2 protein-coding genes are annotated in these 1,742 nt (G+C 64.1%); both read left to right on the top strand.

What is annotated here, in order from left to right:
* Positions 1-203 precede the first annotated feature (203 nt).
* On the top strand, positions 204-1,112 hold the full coding sequence (cysD, locus tag VDP82_RS17830) for a sulfate adenylyltransferase subunit CysD (RefSeq protein ID WP_323016157.1): 909 nt from the start codon (positions 204-206) through the stop codon (positions 1,110-1,112).
* The coding region (locus VDP82_RS17825) for a GTP-binding protein (RefSeq protein ID WP_323016156.1) at positions 1,112-1,742 on the top strand (631 nt) is incomplete at its 3' end. The genes cysD and VDP82_RS17825, both read left to right, overlap by 1 nt.

Below are 1,742 nucleotides of genomic sequence, written 5' to 3'. Positions count from 1 at the left end.
TTTTGCGCATGTCTTTATCCCGAAACCGGTTCCCACTTTCGGGAGACATGCTGTAGGCGGCATCGCGAACGGGCCGGGGCGGCGTTGGTTTTTCTATTCGCGGGCGCGGCTATGGCGGTTTTTTCCCGGAAGCCGCGTATCGCGCGCATTGCGGGGGAGGCTAATCAAGGGGCGGAACAGCATGGGGCCGCGGAGGTGTGGCGATGGGGTCGGGCGGGTTGACGCATTTGCGGGCTCTGGAAGCCGAGAGCATCGAAATCCTGCGGGAAGTGGCGGGCAGCTTCGAGCGCCCGGTGATGCTCTATTCCATCGGCAAGGATTCCAGCGTCTTGCTGCATCTGGCGCGCAAGGCGTTTTATCCCTCGAAGATTCCGTTTCCGCTGCTGCATGTGAACACGACGTGGAAATTCGGCGAGATGATCGCCTTTCGCGACCGCATGGCCGCCCAATATGGCTTCACGCTCATCAGCCACACCAACAAGGAAGGGGTGGAGCAGGGCATCAACCCCTTCGACCACGGCTCGTCGCGCTTCACCGACATCATGAAGACGCAGGCGCTGCGCCAGGCGCTCGATGCCGGGCGCTATGACGCGGCCATTGGCGGGGCGCGGCGCGACGAGGAAAAATCGCGCGCCAAGGAGCGCGTCTTTTCCCACCGCAACGCCCAGCATGCCTGGGACCCAAAGAGCCAGCGGCCGGAATTGTGGCGGGTGTTCAACACGCGGCTCAACCCCGGCGAGAGCATGCGCGTCTTTCCGATCTCGAACTGGACCGAGCTGGATGTGTGGACCTATATCCACCTGGAAGGGATCGAGCTGCCCTCGCTCTATTTCGCGGCGCGCCGGCCGGTGGTGGAGCGTTCGGGCACGCTGATCATGGTCGACGACGACCGCTTCCGCTTCGCGCCCGGAGAAAAGCCGCGCCTGGAAATGGTGCGCTTCCGCACGCTGGGCGACTATCCGCTGACCGGGGCGATCCGATCCAGCGCCGCCAGCCTTGCCGAGATCATCATGGAAATGCAGGCCAGCCGCTCCTCGGAGCGGGAGGGGCGGCTGATCGACGCCGACAGCGCCGGATCGATGGAGAAAAAGAAGCTGGAGGGCTATTTCTGATGTCTGCCGCGATGGAGCAGGGGGCCGATATCGGCCTGTGGCTGAACCAGCAGACGGACAAGTCGCTGCTGCGCTTTCTCACCTGCGGGAGCGTCGACGACGGCAAATCCACCCTGATCGGGCGGCTGCTCTATGACAGCCAGCTCATCCTGGACGACCAGTTGGCCAGCCTCAGGGCGGAGAGCCGCAACCGCGTGGTGGGCGAGGAAGGGATCGATTTTTCCCTGCTGGTGGACGGGCTGGTGGCCGAGCGCGAGCAGGGCATCACCATCGACGTGGCCTATCGCTTCTTTTCCACCGACCGGCGCAAATTCATCGTCGCCGATACGCCCGGCCACGAGCAATACACGCGCAACATGGCCACCGGCGCCTCCAATGCCGACCTGGCGCTGGTGCTGGTGGATGCGCGCAAGGGGCTTTCCACCCAGACGCGGCGCCACAGCTTCATCCTCTCGCTACTGGGGGTGAAGCATGTGGTGCTGGTGGTCAACAAGATCGATCTGGTGGATTACAGCCAGGAGGTGTTCGAGCAGATTGCCGCCGCATACCGGGCCTTTGCCGGCGGGCTGGGGTTCGCCTCGCTGGCCGCGCTGCCGGTTTCGGCGCTGCGCGGGGACAATATCACCACGC

Origin of the sequence: Devosia sp. (assembly GCF_034675085.1) — a bacterium.
In the GTDB taxonomy this organism is placed as follows: Bacteria; Pseudomonadota; Alphaproteobacteria; order Rhizobiales; family Devosiaceae; genus Devosia.
This window is presented reverse-complemented; position numbering and strand designations above follow the sequence as displayed.